The 2,222-nt window shown below is 71.4% G+C and carries 1 protein-coding gene; it reads left to right on the top strand.

Annotated elements, in window-relative coordinates; genetic code table 11:
- The first annotated feature begins 60 nt into the window (after positions 1–60).
- Positions 61–2,112, top strand: a complete 2,052-nt coding sequence (locus tag VIB55_RS06535; protein WP_331875865.1) for an ABC transporter permease subunit/CPBP intramembrane protease — start codon at positions 61–63, stop codon at positions 2,110–2,112.
- Positions 2,113–2,222 lie beyond the last annotated feature (110 nt).

Below are 2,222 nucleotides of genomic sequence, written 5' to 3'. Positions count from 1 at the left end.
GGGGAGCGGCGAAGAGAACCTTGCCCGCGCCTTCCTCAAGATTGCGCGGGAGGCGGCGTGATGCGCTGGGCCACGGTGCGCACGGTGCTCGCCAAGGAGCTTCGCGAAACGCTCCGCGATCGGCGCACGCTCTTCATGATGCTGGTGATCCCCACGCTGCTGTACCCGGCTATGATGGTGCTGGCCGAGCAGCTGGCCCTGTTCGGGCAGCGGCGGCTGGGGGCCGAGCAGGCGCGCGTGGCCGTCACCGGCGCCGACACCCCGCTGGTCCGCTTCCTGGATGCCGATTCTGCCATCCGCGTGATTTCCGCTGAGAGCGCGTCGGTAGATGCCGTCCGCAAGGGGAACGTGGACGCGGCCCTGGTGATCGGCGCTGCGGGTGCATCCGGCACGGACGGGGGGACGCGGCAGATGGAGCTGCTGTACGATGCGTCCAACGATCGCTCGCAGCGGGCGCAGGGGGTAACGCGCGAGCGGCTGGACGAGTGGGGCGACACGCTGCTCTCGCGGCGGCTGCGGGCCCGGGGCCTTCCCGCCGGCTTCGCCACGCCCCTCGCCGTCGCCGACTCGTCCGTCGCCACGGCCGAGGAGGCGGGGGGATATGCGCTGGGCCGCTTCCTGCCGCTCATCCTGGTGATGATGACGCTGCTGGGCGCCTTTTATCCCGCGATCGACCTGGCGGCGGGGGAAAAGGAGCGAGGCACGCTGGAAACGCTGCTCACGGCGGCGGTGCCGGCGCGGGAGATCGTGGCCGGCAAGTTCGCCGCGGTGGCTCTGATCGGCATCGTGGCCGCCGCGGCCAACCTGCTCAGCATGCTGCTCACCTTCCAGTCCGGCGTCTTCCGCTTCGCACGCGCGGCCAACGTGCGGTTTACGCTGCCGCTGGAATCGGCCGCGCTGATCCTGCTGGCCCTGGTGCCGCTGGCCATCCTCTTCGCCGCGCTCTTCCTGGGGATCGCCGTCCGCGCGCAGTCGTTCAAGGAGGCGCAGAATGCGCTGACCCCGGCGCAGCTGGCGGCCATCCTTCCCGTGCTGGTGGTGACGCTTCCGGGGATCGACTTCACCCCCGCGCTGGCCGTGGTGCCGGTGGTGGGCATCGCCATGTTCTTCCGCGAGCTGATGGCCGGCCAGGCGCCGCTGATGCCGTCGCTGCTGGCCTTCGCGGCCACGATCGCGTACGCCGCGCTGGCGCTGGCCTATGCGGCCCGTGCGTTCGGGCGCGAAGACGTGCTGTTTGGCGGCGGCTCGGGTCAGGCGTCCGCCGGCGGCTCGTGGGGCGAGCGGCTGCGGACGTGGCGCGCCGCGCCGCGCGGCGTGCCGCTTCCGGCGGAGGCGCTGGCCTTCATCGCCCTGATCGCCCTCCTGTACTTTCACCTGGGTACGCGGCTGCAGGCGGACCTGGGCGAGCGCGGGCTCCTCGTCTCGCAGTGGCTGCTGCTGGCGCTTCCCGCGGTCGCTTTCGCCACGCTCGGACCCTACCAGCCCCGCAACGCGCTGGCCCTGCGCGCCCCGGCCCCGCGCGCCCTCGCGGCGGCCCTGCTGATCGCGCTGGGTGGAATCCCGGTTGGATGGGTGATCGGCTGGCTGCAGCTGCAGATGTTCGAGGGCGGGATGGAAAGCCTGGGCTACCTCGAAAAGCTGCTGACGGCCACGGACGCCCGGCGCGCGATGTGGCTGTTCTTCCTGGCCGCGCTGACGCCCGCCATCTGCGAAGAACTGGTGTTCCGGGGCGTGCTGCTGCAGTCGCTGGGGCGCGAGATGCGCGCGTGGCGGGCCATCGTGGTGACGGCGGCGGTGTTCGGCGCCTTCCACCTGTCGTTCGAGACGGCCCTGCGCTTTCTGCCCACGGCATGGGTGGGGCTGCTGATGGGGTACGTTGCATGGCACTCGCGATCGATCTTCGCGAGCATGCTGATGCACTTCGTCAACAACGCCTTCGTCGTGCTGCTGCTCTGGCAGCCCGGCGTGCGCCGCGCGGTGCTCAGCGGCGGATCGCTGTCGTGGCCGCTGGTGCTGGGCGGGGTGGTGCTGCTGGTCGCAGGAATCTTGCTGCTGCCGCGGCGAGAGCCGGAGGGGGAACCGGAGGCGCTCGACGCAAACCAGTCATCCTGAGGCCCAGGCGCACCGGACCCGCCCGCAGCACCTCCGTCGCGGGCCGAAGGATCTAGCCGCGGATACGTACAAACGAGGGCGCGGCAGCGGCACCAGACCCGAAGCCTCGG

Source organism: Longimicrobium sp., from assembly GCF_036554565.1.
Classification (GTDB): domain Bacteria; phylum Gemmatimonadota; class Gemmatimonadetes; order Longimicrobiales; family Longimicrobiaceae; genus Longimicrobium.
Note: the sequence above shows the minus strand (reverse complement) of the source record. Positions and strands in the feature narration are given on the sequence as shown.